19 protein-coding genes are annotated in these 18,669 nt (G+C 67.0%); 9 read left to right on the plus strand and 10 right to left on the minus strand.

The genetic code is table 11. The features are described from left to right. Positions 1 to 265 precede the first annotated feature (265 nt). On the minus strand, positions 266 to 2,053 hold the full coding sequence (locus ACWGKS_RS06580; protein ID WP_358508025.1) for a BCCT family transporter: 1,788 nt from the start codon (positions 2,051 to 2,053) through the stop codon (positions 266 to 268). 628 nt (positions 2,054 to 2,681) lie between these two features. Here ACWGKS_RS06580 and ACWGKS_RS06585 point away from each other — a divergent pair. After that, complete coding sequence (locus tag ACWGKS_RS06585) at positions 2,682 to 2,921, plus strand: hypothetical protein (RefSeq protein WP_358508027.1); 240 nt, start codon at positions 2,682 to 2,684, stop codon at positions 2,919 to 2,921. Between the two features lie 263 nt (positions 2,922 to 3,184). On the opposite strand, the gene ACWGKS_RS06590 is transcribed toward ACWGKS_RS06585, so the two are convergent. Then, complete coding sequence (locus ACWGKS_RS06590; protein WP_358508029.1) at positions 3,185 to 4,258, minus strand: FUSC family protein; 1,074 nt, start codon at positions 4,256 to 4,258, stop codon at positions 3,185 to 3,187. An 85-nt stretch (positions 4,259 to 4,343) separates the two neighbouring features. On the opposite strand from ACWGKS_RS06590, the gene ACWGKS_RS06595 reads away from it, so the two are divergent. Continuing rightward, the gene (locus ACWGKS_RS06595) at positions 4,344 to 5,210 is read left to right on the plus strand and encodes an SMP-30/gluconolactonase/LRE family protein (RefSeq protein WP_358508031.1); all 867 of its coding nucleotides are present in this window, start codon (positions 4,344 to 4,346) and stop codon (positions 5,208 to 5,210) included. A 213-nt stretch (positions 5,211 to 5,423) separates the two neighbouring features. Here the strand turns inward: ACWGKS_RS06595 and ACWGKS_RS06600 are convergent, their stop codons facing one another. After that, complete coding sequence (locus ACWGKS_RS06600; RefSeq protein WP_358508033.1) at positions 5,424 to 6,176, minus strand: helix-turn-helix domain-containing protein; 753 nt, start codon at positions 6,174 to 6,176, stop codon at positions 5,424 to 5,426. 43 nt (positions 6,177 to 6,219) lie between these two features. Next, a complete protein-coding gene (locus tag ACWGKS_RS06605) occupies positions 6,220 to 6,627 on the minus strand; it encodes a MerR family transcriptional regulator (protein ID WP_358508035.1) in 408 nt (135 codons plus the stop codon). Between the two features lie 149 nt (positions 6,628 to 6,776). Between ACWGKS_RS06605 and ACWGKS_RS06610 the strand changes: the two genes are divergently transcribed. Then, a complete protein-coding gene (locus ACWGKS_RS06610; protein WP_358508037.1) occupies positions 6,777 to 7,838 on the plus strand; it encodes an esterase/lipase family protein in 1,062 nt (353 codons plus the stop codon). Positions 7,839 to 7,959: 121 nt separating this feature from the next. Next, positions 7,960 to 8,427, plus strand: coding sequence for a MarR family winged helix-turn-helix transcriptional regulator (locus tag ACWGKS_RS06615; RefSeq protein ID WP_358508039.1), 468 nt, complete (start codon positions 7,960 to 7,962; stop codon positions 8,425 to 8,427). 57 nt (positions 8,428 to 8,484) lie between these two features. Here ACWGKS_RS06615 and ACWGKS_RS06620 read toward each other — a convergent pair whose 3' ends face one another. After that, the gene (locus tag ACWGKS_RS06620) at positions 8,485 to 8,685 is read right to left on the minus strand and encodes a hypothetical protein (RefSeq protein WP_358508041.1); all 201 of its coding nucleotides are present in this window, start codon (positions 8,683 to 8,685) and stop codon (positions 8,485 to 8,487) included. Between the two features lie 917 nt (positions 8,686 to 9,602). Here ACWGKS_RS06620 and ACWGKS_RS06625 point away from each other — a divergent pair. After that, positions 9,603 to 10,904 carry an MFS transporter gene (locus tag ACWGKS_RS06625; protein ID WP_358508043.1) on the plus strand — a complete coding sequence of 434 codons (1,302 nt, stop codon included), beginning with the start codon at positions 9,603 to 9,605 and terminating at the stop codon, positions 10,902 to 10,904. Between the two features lie 240 nt (positions 10,905 to 11,144). On the opposite strand, the gene ACWGKS_RS06630 is transcribed toward ACWGKS_RS06625, so the two are convergent. The 3 genes from ACWGKS_RS06630 to ACWGKS_RS06640 all read right to left on the minus strand — a co-directional run bounded on the left by ACWGKS_RS06630 (position 11,145) and on the right by ACWGKS_RS06640 (position 14,582). Beyond that, complete coding sequence (locus ACWGKS_RS06630) at positions 11,145 to 12,104, minus strand: DUF5996 family protein (RefSeq protein ID WP_358508045.1); 960 nt, start codon at positions 12,102 to 12,104, stop codon at positions 11,145 to 11,147. Positions 12,105 to 12,507: 403 nt separating this feature from the next. After that, complete coding sequence (locus ACWGKS_RS06635) at positions 12,508 to 13,764, minus strand: RNA-guided endonuclease InsQ/TnpB family protein (protein ID WP_452521984.1); 1,257 nt, start codon at positions 13,762 to 13,764, stop codon at positions 12,508 to 12,510. 380 nt (positions 13,765 to 14,144) lie between these two features. Then, the gene (locus ACWGKS_RS06640; RefSeq protein ID WP_358508051.1) at positions 14,145 to 14,582 is read right to left on the minus strand and encodes an ATP-binding protein; all 438 of its coding nucleotides are present in this window, start codon (positions 14,580 to 14,582) and stop codon (positions 14,145 to 14,147) included. A gap of 253 nt (positions 14,583 to 14,835) precedes the next feature. On the opposite strand from ACWGKS_RS06640, the gene ACWGKS_RS06645 reads away from it, so the two are divergent. Both ACWGKS_RS06645 and ACWGKS_RS06650 read left to right on the plus strand, forming a co-directional pair. Further along, positions 14,836 to 15,648 carry a helix-turn-helix domain-containing protein gene (locus tag ACWGKS_RS06645; protein ID WP_358508053.1) on the plus strand — a complete coding sequence of 271 codons (813 nt, stop codon included), beginning with the start codon at positions 14,836 to 14,838 and terminating at the stop codon, positions 15,646 to 15,648. Beyond that, positions 15,648 to 15,827 carry a DUF397 domain-containing protein gene (locus ACWGKS_RS06650; protein WP_358508055.1) on the plus strand — a complete coding sequence of 60 codons (180 nt, stop codon included), beginning with the start codon at positions 15,648 to 15,650 and terminating at the stop codon, positions 15,825 to 15,827. Before ACWGKS_RS06645 ends, ACWGKS_RS06650 begins: the two co-directional genes overlap by 1 nt. A gap of 170 nt (positions 15,828 to 15,997) precedes the next feature. Here the strand turns inward: ACWGKS_RS06650 and ACWGKS_RS06655 are convergent, their stop codons facing one another. Continuing rightward, positions 15,998 to 16,420, minus strand: a complete 423-nt coding sequence (locus ACWGKS_RS06655) for a VOC family protein (RefSeq protein WP_358508057.1) — start codon at positions 16,418 to 16,420, stop codon at positions 15,998 to 16,000. Positions 16,421 to 16,560: 140 nt separating this feature from the next. Between ACWGKS_RS06655 and ACWGKS_RS06660 the strand changes: the two genes are divergently transcribed. Then, positions 16,561 to 17,571 carry a helix-turn-helix transcriptional regulator gene (locus ACWGKS_RS06660; RefSeq protein ID WP_452521987.1) on the plus strand — a complete coding sequence of 337 codons (1,011 nt, stop codon included), beginning with the start codon at positions 16,561 to 16,563 and terminating at the stop codon, positions 17,569 to 17,571. Beyond that, complete coding sequence (locus ACWGKS_RS06665) at positions 17,564 to 18,136, plus strand: YdeI/OmpD-associated family protein (RefSeq protein WP_452521989.1); 573 nt, start codon at positions 17,564 to 17,566, stop codon at positions 18,134 to 18,136. The genes ACWGKS_RS06660 and ACWGKS_RS06665 overlap by 8 nt, the downstream gene beginning before the upstream one ends. A gap of 35 nt (positions 18,137 to 18,171) precedes the next feature. Here the strand turns inward: ACWGKS_RS06665 and ACWGKS_RS06670 are convergent, their stop codons facing one another. Further along, on the minus strand, positions 18,172 to 18,555 hold the full coding sequence (locus tag ACWGKS_RS06670) for a GatB/YqeY domain-containing protein (RefSeq protein ID WP_358508063.1): 384 nt from the start codon (positions 18,553 to 18,555) through the stop codon (positions 18,172 to 18,174). Positions 18,556 to 18,669: the final 114 nt, after the last annotated feature.

Raw genomic sequence — 18,669 nt, forward strand, 5'->3', positions numbered from 1 at the left:
GACTCGGTCAAAGGAACCGGGGGCGCATGGCCCGCCGACGCGATGATCCTAGGGCCACAGGACGCTCGCATCACCGGACCCGAGCGTCCCTTCCCGAACTGTTCGCCGCCCGGTAACCACACCCGCACCGGCCCGTGACCGTCCCAACTCCTGAGGTTCCAGACGTCACAACCCGGTGGAGGCGGCGGTCGGGGACCTCACTGTTGAGATCCCCGACCGCCGCCTCCACCCGGCCCGAGACCACCACGGTCCCGAAATGCTTCGCCTACTCGGAATCCTTTCGGTCCTGGGGTCCGGACGGCGGCGGTTGATACCGCGGGTGGTCCTTGTGCCCGGTCGAACCGGTCCGCGCCGACAGTGTGCCGTGTGTTCCGGTGGTCCGGACCTGCTTGACGTAGGGGTCGCGCAGTACGGGCGGCTCATCGACGGCTTCGGGCTCGACGACGATTTCCGAGGTGTCGTGTTCGTCCTCGTCCTGGCGGCGTTCGTACTCTTCCGGTGGCAGGACCTTCTTCCACCTGCGCATCCGCACCTGCGGCAGCTCTCCGGCGTCCTCCCTCAGGGCTCGATACATCGCGTACATCTGGAAATAGCCCATGATGAAGAACGGCAGGCCGACGAGGACGATGATCTTCTCCAACGCCTCCAGACCACCGGATCCGGAGAAGACCAGCAGGGTCGCGGTCACCACCGAGATGGAGATGGCCCAGAAGATGCGCTGTCCCAACGGGTTGAAGTCCTCGTGGCCATTGGCCATCGTGTCGGCGACCAAGGCCGCGGAGTCCACCGAGGTGATGAAGAAGACGACCACCAGGATGATGGCGATCACCGAGGTGACGCCCACGGCGGGGTAGTGCTCCAAGAACGCGAACAGGGCCCCGGGGACGTCCTCCTGTTCCACGACGCTTTCCACCAGTCCGCCGTCTCCGTGGAGTTCGATGTCGAAGGCGGAGAAACCGAAGACGCCGAACCACAGCACCGAGAAGCCGGCCGGAACGAGGAGCACACCCGAGACGAATCCGCGAATGGTCCGTCCCCTGGAGATGCGGGAGATGAAGATGCCCACGAACGGGGACCAGCTGATCGTCCAGGCCCAGTAGAACACCGTCCAGTCGGCCTGCCATCCGGAATTGGCGAAGGTGTCGTTCCACAGGGCCAGTTCCGGCAGGTTCATCAGGTAACTGCCCAGTGACTCGATGGTGCCCTTGAGCACGAAGAGGGTGGAACCGGTGACCAGGATGAACACCAACATGGCGATGGCCATCCAGATGTTGATGTTGGACAGGATCTTGATTCCGCGGTCCAGCCCCAGGGCGACGGAGATCATCGCGACCCCGCCGACGACGCCGATGATGATCAATTGCCACATGGCGCTCTCGGGGATGCCGAACACCTGGTTGATCCCGCTATTGATCTGCAGGGCGCCCAAGCCGAGAGAGACCGCGATGCCGAAGACCGTTCCGACGATGGCGACGATGTCGATGAATCGGCCGATCGGTCCGTGGATCCCCTCGCCGATGATCGGCTGGAAGATCGAGCTGACACGTGGTGGCAGGTTCCGTTTATGGATGAAGTAGGCGAAGCACAATGCCGGCAGCGTGAAGATGGCCCAGGTGTGCAGGGTGAAGTGATAGAACGTGAAGTTCATCGCGTCCGCCGCGGCACTCGGCGATTCCGGTTCGATGCCCAAAGAGGGTCCCCGCGGAGGGTCGCCGAAATGGCTGATGGGTTCGGCCACACCCCAGAACATCAGGATGCTACCGATGCCTGCGGCGAAGAGCATGGCGAACCACGCAGGTCCGGAGTGTTCGGGAGGCTCGTCGTGTGGTCCCAGTTTCACCCGGCCGAATCGACTCAGGGCGATAAAGATCAAAAATCCCAGAAACAGGGTGAGGCCGAGAATGTAGAACCAGCCGAGGTTGGCGTAAAGCCATTCCGAGGCGACGGTGACGGCCGCGTCGAGCGGCTCGGTGAAGACGATGGTTCCGACAACAAAGGCGATGATCACCGCGGCCGATCCGAAGAAGATCGGGGGTGAGGTACGCAGTCTCATGAAGTCGTGTAGACGGGTCAGCAAGTAATCTCCTCCTCATGCTTGACGCTGACTCAACGGGGTCATGGTCAGGTGACTCGGCCAGAGTACTGTTCCCGCCGACGTATTGCTCATATCAGCGAAACCATGGCGCCCTGTGTCCGTTTTTGGCGTTATGAGAATTACGTCCCGATAATGGTGTCGCGACGTGAAGATAGGAGTACGTCCGGGGGAGTGGCGGAGGGTGAGCACTCTCGCGGGACGTCCGCGGGCCGCCGGTCGGTGATCGACGATCGTTGGGCGCCACACTGAACTTTCGTTGCCCCACGGCGCGCGCACGTGAACGTTCGTCGGGGTCCGCTTCGTCCCCAAGGCGGAGGGTTCGCCGGTTTTCGTTTACTAGGTTGATCGGTGTCGGCGAGTAACCACTCGAACACACGCCGGTCGGAATCAGGGTGGTGGCCACGAGCAGGCTCTTCAGGACGGATCGGCCCGAGGGCCGACCTGGGCGACGACGTGTCCGATGACAGGACCTACCGGGCTCCCATCGGTGAGCCCGGGAAGAACCGACCGCCGCGAGCGGTCAGCACGGCCTCTCCCCGCCAAGCGCGGGGAGAGTAAACAGAAATCCACATTTTGGAGGAGACACATGTCCTTGTCGCAGCGCATCGCCACCGGACTCGCGATCGGAGCGGCGGCCCTGGCCCTCCCGCTCGCCGCGAGCCCCGCGCACGCGGCCGACTGGGAGGTCGTCGGTGGTGGCTTCGATATGCAGGCCGTCTGCCTCATCGATGCTTACAGCTACGTCGTCGAGGAGGACAACAACCACGACTTCACCGAGTACAAGTGCGTGTACAACGGCTCAACCTGGGACGTCTGGGTTCGCTGACCCCGGCCCGCCCCCTGACTCCCCCACACGGTGGTGCCGGATGATTCCGGCCATCCATCGTTGACATGGAGCTTCGCCCCACCGGAGACCCTCCGGTGGGGTCTTTCGCGTCGGGGCGTGAGTGTCGACCACCCGGGGAACGCCGACCCGCACGAACACCCCCGAACCGCCCAACGCCGCGGGCGGTCGACCATAGGGCCGCACTTCCTGGTGCCCCATCGGAGACGAACAGACCGGTAGGCGCCGCGAACCGGTGATGCGCCCTACTTCGCCGTTCGGCGAAGCGTGTCGCAGAGGATGTCGATGGCGCTGATCGCCGCGTCGGTCTCCGGACCCGAATCCTCCAGTCGCCTTCGGAGCCCGGGAAGGGTCTCGTGCAGCTCCTCGGCTCGCAGCGCCGCCGCGTCCCAGAAGGCCGCCGCCCCCCACGCGCCGTCGGTGGAACGGGCCTCGGCCACACGCGCGAACACGTCCGCGACCTCACGCACGACCGCGGCCAGGGCCGTCTGTGATTTCCCGGGGGCGGACAACACCGTCGTCGCCACGAGCGTGCACATCACGGCCACGCCCTCCAAGGGGCCGGCGGCCGCGACCCGCGTCCGGGTCCGTTGGCGCAGATACACCCCTCGGAGGGTGCGGTCAACGATGTCGAGAGCGGCTGATCGAGCCGATTCCAGGTCCGCGATGGCGGTGTGCGTCGAGACGAGCGCGTCCTGTACCTCGCTCTGCGCGTCGTCTCGCCGGTCGGCGACGTGAGCGGTCCTGACCAGCAGGCGGTGTAGATGGAAGACCAGCTCGTGCTCGGCCTGGGAGAGCAGGCGCAGCGGATGGGTGGGGAAGAGCAACTGGCTGAAGACCAGTGCCACGCCCGCGCCCAACGCGGCGTCGAACAGTCTTTGCGGTCCGCCATCCCCTCCGTAGGGGATGGTCACGGTGAGGATGGCGGCGGCCGCGGCCTGTGCGATGGTCACCCGGGCGGCGCCCACCGCGACGGCGACCAGCGTCGCGACCAGGGTCGCCACGACCAGCCCGAGACTGGGCGTGCTGATCAGCCACACCGCCGATGCGCCGACGATGATGCCGATCAGGGTGCCGGTGAGCAGGTTCACCGCCTGTACCCCGCGGACCCCGAAGCCGGTGTTGAGCGCGACCACGGCGGCGATCGGGGCGAAGAACGGATGATGGTCCCCCGCCACCAGCCACTCGGCCAGGATCCAGGCCAGTCCCGCGGCGGCCGACTGCTGGAGCACCGACCAGGCGTTGGTGCGCACCCGATTCCAGGCGGGACGCCAAAAGGACCTGGGTGTCGGACCTGACCGATCGGGTGCGGAACTCATGACCTCACGTATTGTAGACGATCTGATTACTGTGTGTGTTCATGTGGGAGATGTCGGCTACGATGCCTGGTCGGGGTCGGGTCGCATGACGAAGGGGGACGCGATCGTGAAGGTGGAACGGGTCACCGATCCGATCACCGAGCATGGCGAAGGGCCTTGCTGGTCACCGTCCTGGGGCGGGTTGCGCTGGGTCGACATGACCCGCGGTGACGTGTTGGGCCTGACACCCTCCGGCGACGTCTCCCGAAGGCACGTGGACGACGTCGCCGCGGTCGTGCGCCCTCGCGCCGGTGGGGGAACGATCGTGGGCGTGGAACGCGGGGTGGCGCTGTTCGACGATCAGGGCGAGGAACGGCGCCGGGTCGAGATCTGGACCGACCCGGGCATCCGCATGAACGAAGGCGGCTGCGCCCCGGACGGAACCTTCTACTGCGGATCGATGGCCTACGACAAGACACCGGGGACGGCCGCCCTCTACCGCCTCACGCCGGAGCTGGAGGTGACCACCGTGCTTCCCCACGTCACCGTCTCCAACGGCATCGACTGGTCGCCCGATGGCCGATTCGCCTACTACAACGACACCGACACCGGTTGCGTCGCCGTTTTCGACTGGGACTCCGACCGTGGCCTGACCGACCGCCGCGTCCTGGCCCGGATACGGGACGGTGGCCTGCCCGACGGCCTGGTCGTCGACGCGGAGGGCGGCATATGGACCGCGATCGTCAACGCCGGCCAGGTGCACCGCTACACCCCCGACGGTGACCTGGACGAGGTGATCTCGCTACCGGTCCAGAAGGTCACGGCGTGCACCTTCGGTGACGAGGACCTGGGCACCCTCTACATGACCACGTCCCGGGAAGACCTGGAACCGGACGAGGAACCGTTGTCCGGCTCGCTCTTCAAGATCCGCCCCGGCGTCCACGGCCGTCCGGTCCGGGCGTTCGCCGGATAGAGGGAGGTAGGCGACCCTGGTGCCGTCCGGGGAACAACACCGCCCGACCGCGGGTGGGCGGGCCGAAGAACTCCTCGACGGCGATCGGCTTCGACGGGGCGGTCATGGTGGATCCCTCTGGTCGATGGACGCGAGCACGGTCCACTCAAAACTCCGACGCCGCTTCGGAGTCAAGGCCGTAGGGCATGGCCCGGACCACAGGGCTCGGTGGGGTCAGGACCCGGACGGTCGCCGTTCATGCTCCAACCGCTGTAGGACCTGGCGCAGCACCCGGTGCTGGACGGGTTCGAGGGACTGCTCGTACAGTTCGTCCAGCAGGGCCGAGGCCTTCGGGCCGGGCTCGGGCGTACCGGCCAGCCGCGCTGACAGTGGTTCCAGCCCGGTGACCCAGTCGTCGATCAAGGACACGACCTCGTCGTCCGGGGCGTCGGGGCCGAGGGCGTAGAACCGCGCCGTCAGCGGCTCCAGCCGCTCGATCATCTCCTTGTCCACCCCTGCGAGCAGGGTGGCGAGTCTCGCTGGGCCGTCCTCGCCGAGCAGGTGTCCGATCAGGACCAGCTGTTCGTGTTCGTGTCGGGCCATGTCCTCGGGCACCCCGGACTCGGGGGCGGAGCGCAGCATCGCCAGCTCCGGGGGAAGGTCGGGCGGGGAGCCGCTACTGCGCAGGGCGGCGATGTCGGCCCTTCGGGCGTTGAGTCGTGCGATCTCGGCGGCCGCCTGGCGGTCGAGCTCGTCCAGCAACTCCTCTACCCCCGCCGGATCATCCAGTACCGCCGGCAGTGCGGACAGGGGTACGCCCAGCGCGGTCGACCTCGTGATCCGCAGGAGCCGCACGAGGTCACTCACGTCGTAGCGCCGGTAGCCACCGGTCGAGCGCGAGGGCTCGGGCAGCAAACCGATCTGGTGGTAATGGCGCAGCGTGCGGACGGTGACGCCGGCCAGTTCGGCGAGTTCACCACTGAGCATCGGATGACTCCTAGGAGTTCGGGCCGCGCGGCGCGCGGGACGATCACGTCCGGTGGACGGGAAGGTCGAGAGGTCGGCCCGCCTGGTTCCTCGGTAGCCGAGCGCGATGCTCCCGAGCGGTGTCCATCAGGGCGTCCAGGGCCTTTCGCGCCCGCAATAGATCCTCGATGTCGCTGGTGATGCGCAGGCGCTCCCGTGCCAGGCGTTCCATCGCACTGTCGAAGTTCTCCTCCAGGGGCGTGTCGAAGCAGGGCATCATCTCGGCGATGGCACGACTGGTCGCCCCCGCCGCGAGGAGCCGGCGCACGAACTCCACGCGTGGAACGGCGTCCTCCGTGAAGTGGCGCTGTCCGCCGGCGCTGCGGGTACTGCCGATCAGGCCCTTCTCTTCGTAGTAGCGCAGCAGCCGGACGCTCGCTCCGGTCCGTCGTGAGAGCTCCCCGATCCTCATCCCACCCCCTTGGTGAACTGCGACACATCGCTTGCCTCTCACATTGATGTGAGGTTTTAGCGTCGCCAACGTACCCGGTTCGGTCGCGATTCCGCGACCGTTCTCGACCGGGGCATCGTCACACCCACCACTGAGGAAGTTCTGTCGCCATGAACACCGAGGGACCGACCATCGACACGGAGCCTCTCCGTAAGAACCTGTTTCGGCGAGGGCGGATGAAGCGCGATCTCGCAGCGCTGCTGCTGGCGCTCGCCATTCCGCTGACGGGCTGTGCCGCGCTCGACATAGGCCAGGAAGCTTCATCGGACACCAGCGCCTCCGACAGCGGCCCGGAACTCACCGTGTCCGCCGATGAGCTCGCCGCGGCGTTCGCCTGCTTCGAAGGTCCAGGCGACGGCGAAGCGGCTCCCGTCCTGCTGATCCCGCCGACCCTGCTCACAGCGGACGAGACCTTCTCCTGGAACCACCTTCCCCGGCTGAACGAGTCCCGAACGGTCTGCACCATCGAGCCGCCCGAGAACTCCACCGCGGACATGCAGGTCTCGTCCGAGTACGTCACCCACGCCATCCGCGGCACCTACGAACAGCACGGTGAGGAGATCGACGTCCTCGGGTTCAGCCAGGGCGGGGTCCTCGGGCGCGCCGCCCTGCGTTTTTGGCCCGACACCAGGGACATGGTCGACGACCTGGTGACCCTGGGCTCGCCGCACCACGGCAGCACCGCGACCCACTGCACCACTGAGGTGGAGTGCCCGCCCGCGCTGTGGCAAATGGACCCGGAGGCGAGGTTCATCACCGAGCTCAACTCGCCGCGGGAGACCTTCGCCGAGGTCAGCACCACCAGCATCCTGAGCACGACCGACGACACCGTGCACCCGGCCACCACGGACGAGTCCGGGGCGTCCGTACTCGCCGGCGAGAACGTGCGCAACGTGGCCGTCCAGGAGCTGTGCGCGGACAACGAGTCCGACCACCTGATGCTCGGCACGACCGACCCCGTCGCCGCGGCCCTGGCCCTGGACGCCTTCGACAACCCGGGTCCGGCCGACCCCGAGAGGATCACCGACCAGGTGTGCGCCGCCGAAGTGCCCCAGGTCGACGCCGAGACCGCCGCCGAGGGTCTGGAACGGTTGGCGTCCGCCATCGGCGAGACCCTGACGGGAACGCCGACCGTGGCGGAGGAACCGCGGTTCGTCCTACCCACCGACTAGGACCGCTCGCGCGATGGTCGAGGCTCCGTGCGATCCACGGAGCCTCGACCTCCGGGGTTCATTGACGACGTCATGTGAGCTCTGATAGATGAAGTGTCAACAGTTTCGCTACACTGCGTCCATGTATGAGACACCGCGCAGGCTCGACCCGGACGAGCAGGCCGCCTGGGACGGTTTCATCCGCATGCAGGAAGTCCTCATAGGGCGGCTGACCCGTCTCGTTCGGGCCGACTCCGGGATATCCGCGTCCGATTACATCGTGCTCGCCAAACTCACCGAGGCCCCTGACGGGCAGATGCGCTTCCTGGAACTGGCCAAGCTCGTCGAGTGGGAGAAGAGCCGTATGTCCCACCAGGTCACGCGGATGGTGAAGCGCGGGCTCGTGGCCAAGAAGGAATGTCCCGAGGACGCGCGCGGAGCGTTCATCGTCGCCACTCCAGCCGGCTACGAGGCCATCCAGGACGCCGCGCCCGTGCACGCCGAGCACGTCCGCCGTCTCTTCATCGAGGCACTGACGCCGAACCAGCTCAACACGTTCGCCCGGCTCTCCCAGCGCGTCCTGGAGCACGCGGAGAAGCAGCCGGGCTGAACCGGCCACACGGCGTTCGTCCGGGCCGCCGGACCCTCCCAGGAGGATCACGGGTGATCAGCGATGTTCGGGATCGGCGTTGTCGGGACCACAACCGGCGTCCCAGGCCGCGCGCTGGTTTTCGTAGGCCGGGAAGCCGCCGGCGTGTCCGTAGTAGGCGTACCGGCCCTGCTCGTCGAGCACGCCGGAGCAGCCGTGGAGCCGGTCGATCACCCCTTGGGCGTGGCTGAGTTCCGGGGTCCGGCTAAACGGTCTCACCAGGGACGATGGTCGCGATAGTGACACCGCGTCATGTCCACACCCCTACGAACCTCATGCGGAGGAGTTGACGCGGCGGCACTCCCCGGCGAACGGCCCGACGGCTTGAATCGGAGTGCACCTGATCAGAGGCGACGCCGCGGAAGCAAGGACCGGAAAACATGGCACTCCCCAAGCTCCACACCATCGAGGACCTCTTCGGCTCTCCGCGGCGCCGGCGCGTCGATCTCTCCGGACGGCACCAGGATGGCGTTCCTCGGGCCCTGGAGGACCCGGCTCAACATCTGGGTCCGGGACCTCGAACCCGGATCCGAGCCCCGGCCCGTCACCGCCGACGAGACCCGCAGCGTACAGAGCTTCGAGTGGGCCGACGACCCGCGCCGGCTGCTCCACCTCCAAGATGACGGAGGGGAGCAGAGATGGTACCTGCACCGTGCCGACCTCGACACCCCGGGGTCGGAGGCGGTCGACCTCACCCCCTTCCCCGGAACCACGGTTCTGGGATTCGCCCCCTCCCCGGTCCGCCCGGGGAAGGTGACCCTGCTGCTCAACACTCGCGACCTCGGGACGTTCGACCCCCACGAACTCGACGCCCCGGTCCCGGCAAGGTCTGGGGCCAGGCCGGCGACGGTGCGTGGTCGTCGAGGGCGAGGGGCACGGGTTCGTGAACCCCGAGAACCAGATGGCCGTGTTCGAGGCCGCCGACCGCTTCATCGCCCAGTACCTGGGCGGACGGTCCGGGCAGAGCCGACCGCCGCACCACCAAGCGACTGGTCGCCTCGGACGGCCCCGCGACCGGTCCGCGGGGCTGACCGGTTCGTCCCGACGGCTCCGTACTTCACGGAGCCACCCCATCAGCTCGCGCGTGCCCGCCGTCCCGGGCACGCGCGACCGACTCCCTGAGGAGGTCGGCCACCGTGCGCCGCAGCCCGACGATCTACTTCACCTCCTACGCGCTGTCCTTGCTGGGAGCCGGGATCGCGAGCGTGGTGATCCCGCTCCTGGTACTCGACCGCACCGGAGACGTGCTCGCGGCGGGGATCATGGCGACCGTGGGTATGGCCGTGTCCGCGTTGACCGGGCTCTTCTCCGGGCTGCTCGTCGACCGGGTCGACCGGCGCGCGGTGTCGGTCATCGCCAACCTGCTCAACGCCCTGTCGATGGCGGCGCTGCTGTTCATCGACCTGACGTGGGGCCTGAACCTGGCCTGGTTCCTGGCCATGGCCGTGGTCGGGGCGTTCATCCGGGTTCCGGGGATGACCGCCCAGGAGACCATGCTGCCCACCCTGGCCCGCCTCGGTGAAGCCGAGCCGGGCCGGAACGGGCGCCCGGTCCGGCTGGACCGGCTGGTCGCGGTCCGCGAGACCGTGGGCAACATGCTCGTGCTGGCCGGCCCCGGCCTGGGCGGGCTGCTGGTCGCGCTGTTCGGCCTGTCCCCGGCGATCCTGCTCGCCGCCGCCGTGACCAGCCTGCTCGCCGCACTGAGCATGCTCGTTCTCGACCCGCGGGCCGGACGGATCCCGCCCCGGGACCCCGTCCCGGCCGATGCCGCGGGGGGCTCGCTGCGGCGGGCGGTGGCCGATCTGGCCGACGGGTGGCGGTTCCTGTTCCGCAACCGGCTGGTTCTCGGATCGACCCTGGTCACCGGGGTGTTCATCGCGGTTCTGAGCGTCCTACAGACCACCCTCATGCCCGCCTACTTCACCGAGCAGGACCTTCCCGAATTGACGGGTCTGACCCTGAGCGCGATCGCCGCGGGCAGTATCGGCGGCTCCGCGCTCTACGCCGCCTTCGCGCTCCGGGTCCGTCGACGGGTCTGGTTCGTGATCGGCATGCTGGGCGCGCTGATCGGGTTCGCCGCGGTGGGAAGTATGGCCTCCCCCTGGTTGGTGCTGGGCGGCGCGGCCCTGGCCGGGTTCCTCTTCGCTCCGGCCGGAGGCGTGCTCGGGGTGCTGACCATCGAGGCCACCCCGGACGCCATGCGCGGTCGTGTGCTGGGGGCGCAGAACACCGTGATGCTCTCCGCGCCCGCCCTGGCCGGCGCACCGCTCGCGGCGGTGGCCTCGATGGCCGGGTTGCCCGTGGCCGGGGCCGTGATCGCGGTCCTCGTCGGGGTCACCGCGTTGGCCGCCTTGGTCTCCCCGGCGTTCCGTGGGATCGACGACCTCGGCTCCGAGCCGGAGGAAGCGGACCCCGACCCTTCCGTCGTCGAAGCCTGACGTGAGGGTGCGCGATCCGGGATCCTGTGTCACGTCACCGAGGGTCAAGATCCCGAACCGCATCGCACTTACCTCCCTGCGGTCGCTGTGTCGACCGGCGTGGTGAACGAGATGCCGGGCCTGGTCCCTCGCGTTCCTCGACATCGTCACCGTTCGATTGATGAATCGACTTCATGCTTGGGAAGTTCCTGTTGACCAGTCAACAGGATTTGCGCTTCCTCTCCGCCCGTGGCAGTCCGGTCAGGCCTCGCCGTTCCCCGGCGTCGCGGAGGTTCCGTGCCAGCGCAGAGGGTCGTCCTCCAGCGCGGGACGATCCCAGCGTCCGAGGTTCGCGGCGGCTTCGTAGGTGCTGTGCAAGAACTCGGCCACGGCGCGGTCGGGGTCGGGGGCGGTGCGGGCGACCTCATAGGGGAACAGGAACTGCTGGAACTCGGTGCTGTAGTGAGCGCCCTCGGGGCCGGGCGACTGCTCGGCGAAGCCCTCGGGTGCGGGGTAGGCGTAGGAGTAGAAGGCGCCTTCCTCGCCGCCGCCGGGCCAGAAGCCGCAGCTGGACAGTTCCCGGGAGTAGCCCTCGACCATGACCCAGTCCCCGCAGTTGGGGACCCCGCCCGGGTGCTCGGGGGCCGGCCGCCCGGAGAAGCGGGTACAGGCCAGGTCCATCCCTCCCCAGAAGAAGTGCACCGGACTGACCTTGCCGATGAAGTGCGACCGGAATTCACCGATCACCCGGTTGGCCTGTAGGAGCTGACGCCAGAACAGGGTGGCCGCCTCGCCGTCGTAGGAGGCGTGCTCGTGGTCCTCGGCGAAGGGGATCGCCGGGTCGACCTCGTTGGGGATCGGCCGGATCGGCGCTGCGATCCCGAGTCGGCCGAGCAGGTCCAGGATCCGGGAGTAGAACGCGGCGACGGTCATGGGCCGCAGTGGGAAACCGTCCGTGTCGCCGTCACTGCTGCGGACCTCGATCCGGTGGCCGACGAAGTCGAACTCGATCTCGAAGGCCCCCGAACGGTAGGGGACGGTCGAGGTGGTCAGTCCGCGCGGGCTGACGTACAGGGGCACCTGCCACCAGTGGTTGACCAGTGGGGCGTGGGCCATGCGGATCTTGCCCACGATCTGGGTCCACATGTGCAGGGTGTCGCGGGTGTCCGTCCAGTCCGAGACCCGCAGGCTCGGCCAGTTCGTCGTCGAGGAGTCGCTCATCTGGTTCTCACTTCCTTTGTCGCGTCCCCGGAGAGGGAACGTGGCCTGGGGTGGAACCTCGCGTCCCCGTGCTCCCGGCTCGGCCCGGATCCCGGTGATGATCGATACGGCATCCAGATGGTAGATGATCAATCAACTTTATGGTGGGACCCGCCCTTGACCTGCGGTTCGGGTTCGTATTTTGTCGGCGCGTCATCCGAGTGGCCGGCGAAGTCCCGTCCGACCCCCAGAACACGCTCCCCGGGGGAGCCGACGTGACGCCGCCGCAGATCTGGCCGCCTCAATCCGCCTGGCACCGCAACGGACGAGATTCCTGCTCTGCGCCCCGAACCGATAACGCGCTCAGGCGTCGCGCTTGCCCCACTCGATCGCGGGGCAGACGTCCTTGACTTCCTCCCCACGTCTAAGGGCGGGGGATTCCCACCAGCGGCAACGCCGGTTGGTGCGCCTGCCCTCGCGGGGGCGCTGGTTCCTGCTTCACAGACCGGGCAACCCCGAGGTCTCCGCAGGCTGACACCGCATGCCCTGCGGCGTGAAGGATGTTCTTGGCCGCGTTCACATCGGCGTGATCGGTATGAGCACAAGAAGTGCACACGAACTCGGCTTGGCTCTCGCGCGAGTTCGCGTCCACCACCTTGCACCGATAACACGTCTGCGAGGTGTACGCGGGATCGACCAGCACGATGCGCGTGCCGGTCCTGCGCGCTGCGTTGCGCAACGCGAGTTCGAGCCGGTGCCACCCCTTGTCCAGGATGGCCCGATTCAGGCCGCTCTTCTGACGGACCCGCTTTCCGGGCTCTTCCGGGGTCCCCTTCGCGGAGGCGGTCATGTTGGTGGTGCGCAGGTTCTCCAGCACCACCATGCTGTGGCGGGTGGTCAGCTGGCGGGCGAGCCGAGCGCAAAAGTCGGTACGCCGGTCCACCGCACGAGTGGCGATGCGCCCCAGGGACTTGAGGATCTTGGCCCGGTTCGCGCCGCCCTTCTTCTTCCGGGCGAGCTTGCGCTGAAGGCGCAGGTGTCGGGCCTTCTCCCCAGGAGAGGCGAAGGGACGGTCGTGGAACCGGCCGGTGGACAGGGTCGCGGCGACCTTCACCCCCCGATCCACCCCCACCGGGGTACCCGGATGGTGCTCGGGGGTGAGCAGCCCGTCCTCCACGAGGAAGGACACGAACCAACGCCCGCCCTTACGGGACACCGTCGCCGAGCGGATGATGCCGCCGATCGGCCGGGAGGAGCGGAACCGCACCCAGCCGAGCTTGGGTAGTTTGGCCCGTGACCACTTGCGGTTCAGCTTCTCCACGGTGATGAGGTTCCCGGCCGGGAAGCGGAACGACGGGCTCCACCGGTACTTGGCCCGCCACCGCACCTTGAAGGTGCCCTTCTCCCGGCAAGCCCGGTCCAGGTCCTTCAAGGTCTGCTGGAGCACATGCGAGGGGGCCACCTTCAGCCAGGGCTCTTCGGCCTTGGCCTCGGCCAACTGGGCGGCCTGAAGGTGGTAGCCGCAGAACCCACCTTGTCGGCCTCGGGTGTAGCGGTCCACGTACTGGCGACGCTGATCCAGAGCGGTGTTCCACACCGCCCGGCACAGGTCACCGAACTCGGTACACATCGCCTCCTGTACACCGGTCAGAGCAAGCCGGTAACGACGACCCGTCAACACCGTGAAACACCCCCTTCCCTCTCAGCGGCTCTCCTGGTTCGCCACGTCACGCTCGATGCGCTCCCGGCAGGACACCTCCGACAGCGGCCACGAAGCAGCCGTGGGTCCACAGCATCGGCAGGGGGACTTCAGGTGCCCGAGATCCCTCGCGCACGAGCTCCTTCATCCCTTCCTCGACACAGCCCCCCGGTACGCGGCCTCGGTGCATGGGGTACCAGAGCACGTGGAAGGCTCGTGGGAAAGTGATGCCGCAGATCGAGCGCGGAGTGACGGACGAGTAACTCATCGTAGGGCAAAGGGCTGTTCCATGTTCCCGTTCGCGGAAGGACGGCTATCCCTAGGGCTGAAGCCCGGGGTCTGCGCTGCCCGAAAAACTCCGATCAAAGGGTCCTTCGGGAGTTCGGGTCGGTGGTGTCGAGGACGACCTGCATGGTCAGCGCGCGTATGCGGTGCCCGTCCCAAGTCCAGGAGAAGTCCCAGTACACGGAGAGTCGCTCGACGAGGGCGAGACCGCTGTGCGGGGCGTGGGTGAGGCGATGCGGATAGCTGATCAAGGGATCGTCCGGGCGCGGGCCTTCGTCGGTCACGTACAGGTGAGGTAATAGGGGGAGGGTCTGGTCGAGCACGACACGGACGGTGCCGCCGGGCAGCCCTGAACTTGAGTGGTGGTGGGCGTTGTCGACCAGTGCTCGGGTGATCTGGATCAGCGGTACGGCGCGGTGGGGGAGCGTGGTGCGACACCAGGTGAGTAGGGGAGCGGGGGCGAGGGTGTGCCCCAGGAGGATTCCGGACCGGCGCGAGTTCGGGAAATGGAGCAACCGCGGATAGGGCTCGTCTGGTGTGGGGGGCGTGCCTGGGTATCTTGCATTCTTCTCACTCCGGGTAATTTTGGGCGATTCGCCTGCCCCGGTGGGCCGTCGTAATCGGCCCCGGGGCTTCTTCTGTTCCGGAAGAAATGTCCTTCTGTGAAAACTCTGACAAGGGCTTCTGTCGCCGGCTACGCTTATCAGGAGACTCGGTAGAGGTTTCATAAGCGGCGATAGGTTCAGATATTCGACCGGAGGGCGGTCTGTGAAGAGGAACGATGTCCAGATTCCGCTGGCTCGGTTCGGCAATCTCATGAAGAAGATTCGGGTGCAGGCGAGCATGACTCAACAGGAGTTAGCCGCTGTATCCACCGTTGGACAGAGCACGATCAGCGATGTCGAACGAGGGAAGAAACAGACACATCGGGAGAATGTGCTCCGTCTGGATTCCGCGCTTACCGCGCACGGAGTTCTGACGAGTGCCTGGGACGCGGCGTTCTCCGAGGGTGGTACCAGTGCGTACTTCCGTGAGGTCGCGGGATCCGAACAGACCGCGCTGGAGATTCGGGAGTTCGCGCTGGGCTTGGTCCCCGGACTTTTGCAGGTCGAGGGATATATCCGGGCTATCGGCCTGTTGGCCCGCCCGCAGGCGGATCCCGGGAGCATCGAGAAGAACGTGGTCGCTCGACGTCAACGGCAGGAGCTGCTCGTTCGTAAGCACCCGCCCGCTCTCACTGTGCTTTTGGACGAGTCGGTACTGTTGCGGCGCTTTCAGGACCCGAACGTGATGGAGGCACAAGTCGATCACCTGATCTCTCAGTCACGAAAGCCTCGACTGCGGATTCAGGTCGTACCGCTCAGGGCCGAGGGTCATGCGGGTTTGTGTGGGGCGTTTACTCTGATGGAAGTACCTGATTCGGGCACGTTCGCGTATGTGGAGAGTCAGGAGACGGGGTTCGTGCTGAGGCAACCGGAGGTTGTGGCAAGCTACGAACGGACTTTCGCGGAGTTGATGAGTGCCGCTCTGCCGGTTCCTGAGTCCCGCGCCAAACTGGAAGAGATTCGAGGCAACCTCTGATGATGACCGAAGACTGGCACAAGTCGTCGTACAGCAACGGCACCGGCGGGAACTGCGTGGAAGCGCGTGAGTACGCCAGAGGCGCGGATGTCCGAGACTCGCAGAACCGTGACCTGGGAACACTCGACTTCTCCGCCGAGGAGTGGGTTGCTCTCCAGAGTTGCCTGCGAGCCGGCTGACCCCGTACGGAAACGGTCCCCCGCCAGGCGTATTGGCGGGGGACCGCTCGCGCATAGATTACCGATCTCCGCTGTCCCGCACCTTCGAACCCGCGAAGCCGGTCATCGCGTTTCGCGAGTTCAGGTGCCCCTTGGTGTCAGCGAGATCAGCGTGTGCCGGCGACGGTGGGTCAAGCGGTGGGGTATTCGACGGCGACGTCCAGCACCCAGGTGACCCCGAAACGGTCGGTGAGCTGTCCGTAGAGCGGCGCCCACGGGGATGGGCCGATGGGCTGCTTGACCTCCGCCCCGTCGACGAGCTTGTCCCAGTAACCCTGAATCTCCTCAGGGGCGTTACCGCGGACGGAGACGAAGAACGGGTCCTGCCCCTGGTCCCACTCCAGGTGGGGATACACGTCGTAGGCCATGACGCTGAACCCGTTGTCGGCGGTGACCTGGCCAAAGGTCACGTGATCGGCGGTGGCGGGGTCGGTGTTGCCCATGTCGGCGTAGCTCGCGATGGTCAGCTCACCGCCGAACACCGTCTGGTAGAACTCCAGCGCATCGCGCGCGTCGCCACGGAAGTTCAAGTGCGGCGTGACGTTGATGGTCATGTCGATGACTCCTCGAATCCCTCTTGTTTGATGGAGCGAGCGCGGTTTCCCGGCCGCAGTAGGAGCCTCACAGGGGTACCGGTCACGGGGTGTCCGCTTCTTCGCGCATGATGACTGACATGGCCGGATCATCATCGAGAATGTTGAAGCTGCTGTCGTTGCTGCAGACCCGGCGCGACTGGCCCGGTCGGGTGTTGTCCGAACGGCTGGAGGTCAGTGATCGCACACTGCGCCGCGACATCGACCATCTGCGTGAACTCGGCTATCGGATCACCACGTTCAAGGGCCCTGACGGCGGTTACCGGCTCGACGCGGGTTCGGAGCTGCCGCCGTTGCTGTTCGATGAAGATCAGGCCGTCGCCCTGGCCACCGCCCTTCAGGCCGCCGCGGCCTCGGGCGCGGCGGACGGTGAAGCGGCGCTGCGGGCACTGACGACGGTGCGGCAGGTGATGCCCTCACGGCTGCGCCACAGGGTCGACTCCGTGACGTTCTCGACGCTGCCGTCCGACACCGAAGTGGTGGCCGAACCCGAGATGCTCCTCGCGGTGAGTGCGACGGTCCGGGCGTGCGAGGTACTGCGGTTCGGCTACGTGTCGGTGAGAGACGATCCGGATGCCGAGCCGTCGCGGCGGCGCGTCGAACCACACCACGTCGTGTTCGGGAACGGGCGTTGGTACCTCGTCGCCTGGGACCTGGACGTCGACGACTGGCGCGTCTACCGACTCGACCGGATGAGGCCCCGCATTCCCACCGGACCCCGCTTCATCCCCCGAACAGTGCCCGGCGGGGACGTCCGCGACTTCCTCGCCGGGCGGTTCAAGGGCTCGGTCGGTGAGAACACGTGGCCCTGTACCGGCGAGGTCGTGCTGCACCTGCCGGCCCAGGAGGTGATCCCGTTCGTCACAGAGGGGACCGTCGAGGACCTCGGCCCCGACCGATGCCGGCTCAGGGTCGGGTCCTGGTCGTGGGTAGCACTCGCCGCCTCGCTCGGTCGCTTCGACGCCGCCCTCACCGATGTGGCACCACCCGAACTCGCCGACGCGTTCGCCCTGCTCTCGCGACGCTTCGCGGACACGTCGATCCGGCCGCGTGACGGAGCGGCCGGACATTCCCAGAACGAACCCGATAGAAGGAGGAACACCGATGGATGACGGGTCTTTGCTGCTCGCGGACGCGGCGGCGTGGCGAGCCTGGCTCGACGTGAACGAGGACGCCTCGGACGGGGTGTGGCTGGTGATGGCGAAGTCGGGAACGGTCGTGCCGACTTCCCTGAAGTATGCCCAGGCGCTCGATGAGGCGTTGTGCAGTGGATGGATCGATGGTCAGCGAAGGAAACGTGACGGCACGACGTTCCTCCAACGGTTCACGCCCAGACGAGCGAGGTCGATCTGGTCGCAGCGCAATGTCGGACTGGTCGAGGCACTGATCGCACAGGGCCGCATGCGACCACGAGGGCGGGCGGAGATCGAACGCGCCCGGCTCGACGGTCGCTGGGCCCGTGCCTACCCCGGCTCGTCGGCCATGGACGTGCCCGAGGACGTGGCCACGGCGCTCGCGGCGTCACCGATCGCGACGGAACGGTTCGCGGAGCTGGACTCGGGTCGGCGATACGCCCTTCTGCTGCCGATCATCACGGCCCCACCCGAGCTCCGTGGACGCCGTGTGGCGGGCATGATCCGAAGGCTTGAGGTTCCGGATCCCTCCCCTTCCCGATGACCGGGGCACCTGGCCCGAGCACCCGACCTCGCCGTTCAGCCGAGGTCGGTGTACTTCCTCAGGGCGCCGGCCTCCCGTCGAAGCCGCTCCGCGGCCTCGCTTCGTCCGTGCGAGTCATAGCGTTCGGCTTCGTTGATCCGTTCCTGGACCTGCGCTCGCAGCAGCGAGCGCACCTCATCAACCGACAGTGTGCGTCGCCCGGTCTCGGTGGAACCGACCCCGACCCCGACACCGGCGACGTGCTCGCTCACCGACTCCATCGGGGCGTCCGGTACCTCGACGGCTTCGGCGTTGTCCACTGCTGCGATCGCGGTGCGCAGGGCGGAGACCACCTCGGATCGCCGAGCCTTCATCGCGATGACCAGGTCTGCGCGGAGCTCGGCTCGCAGCTCGTGGACGGTCTCGGAGTTCGTGGTCATGTCGATTTCTCCCATCCAAGGTGTTGATCTGCGGTGTAGATACGCACAGATTATCCTCTATCGTTCCCTGATTATCCAGAAGGTTTCTGAAATGGGGAAGCTTTGGGAGTGTGC

It is taken from the genome of Nocardiopsis sp. NPDC055879 (assembly GCF_053615935.1).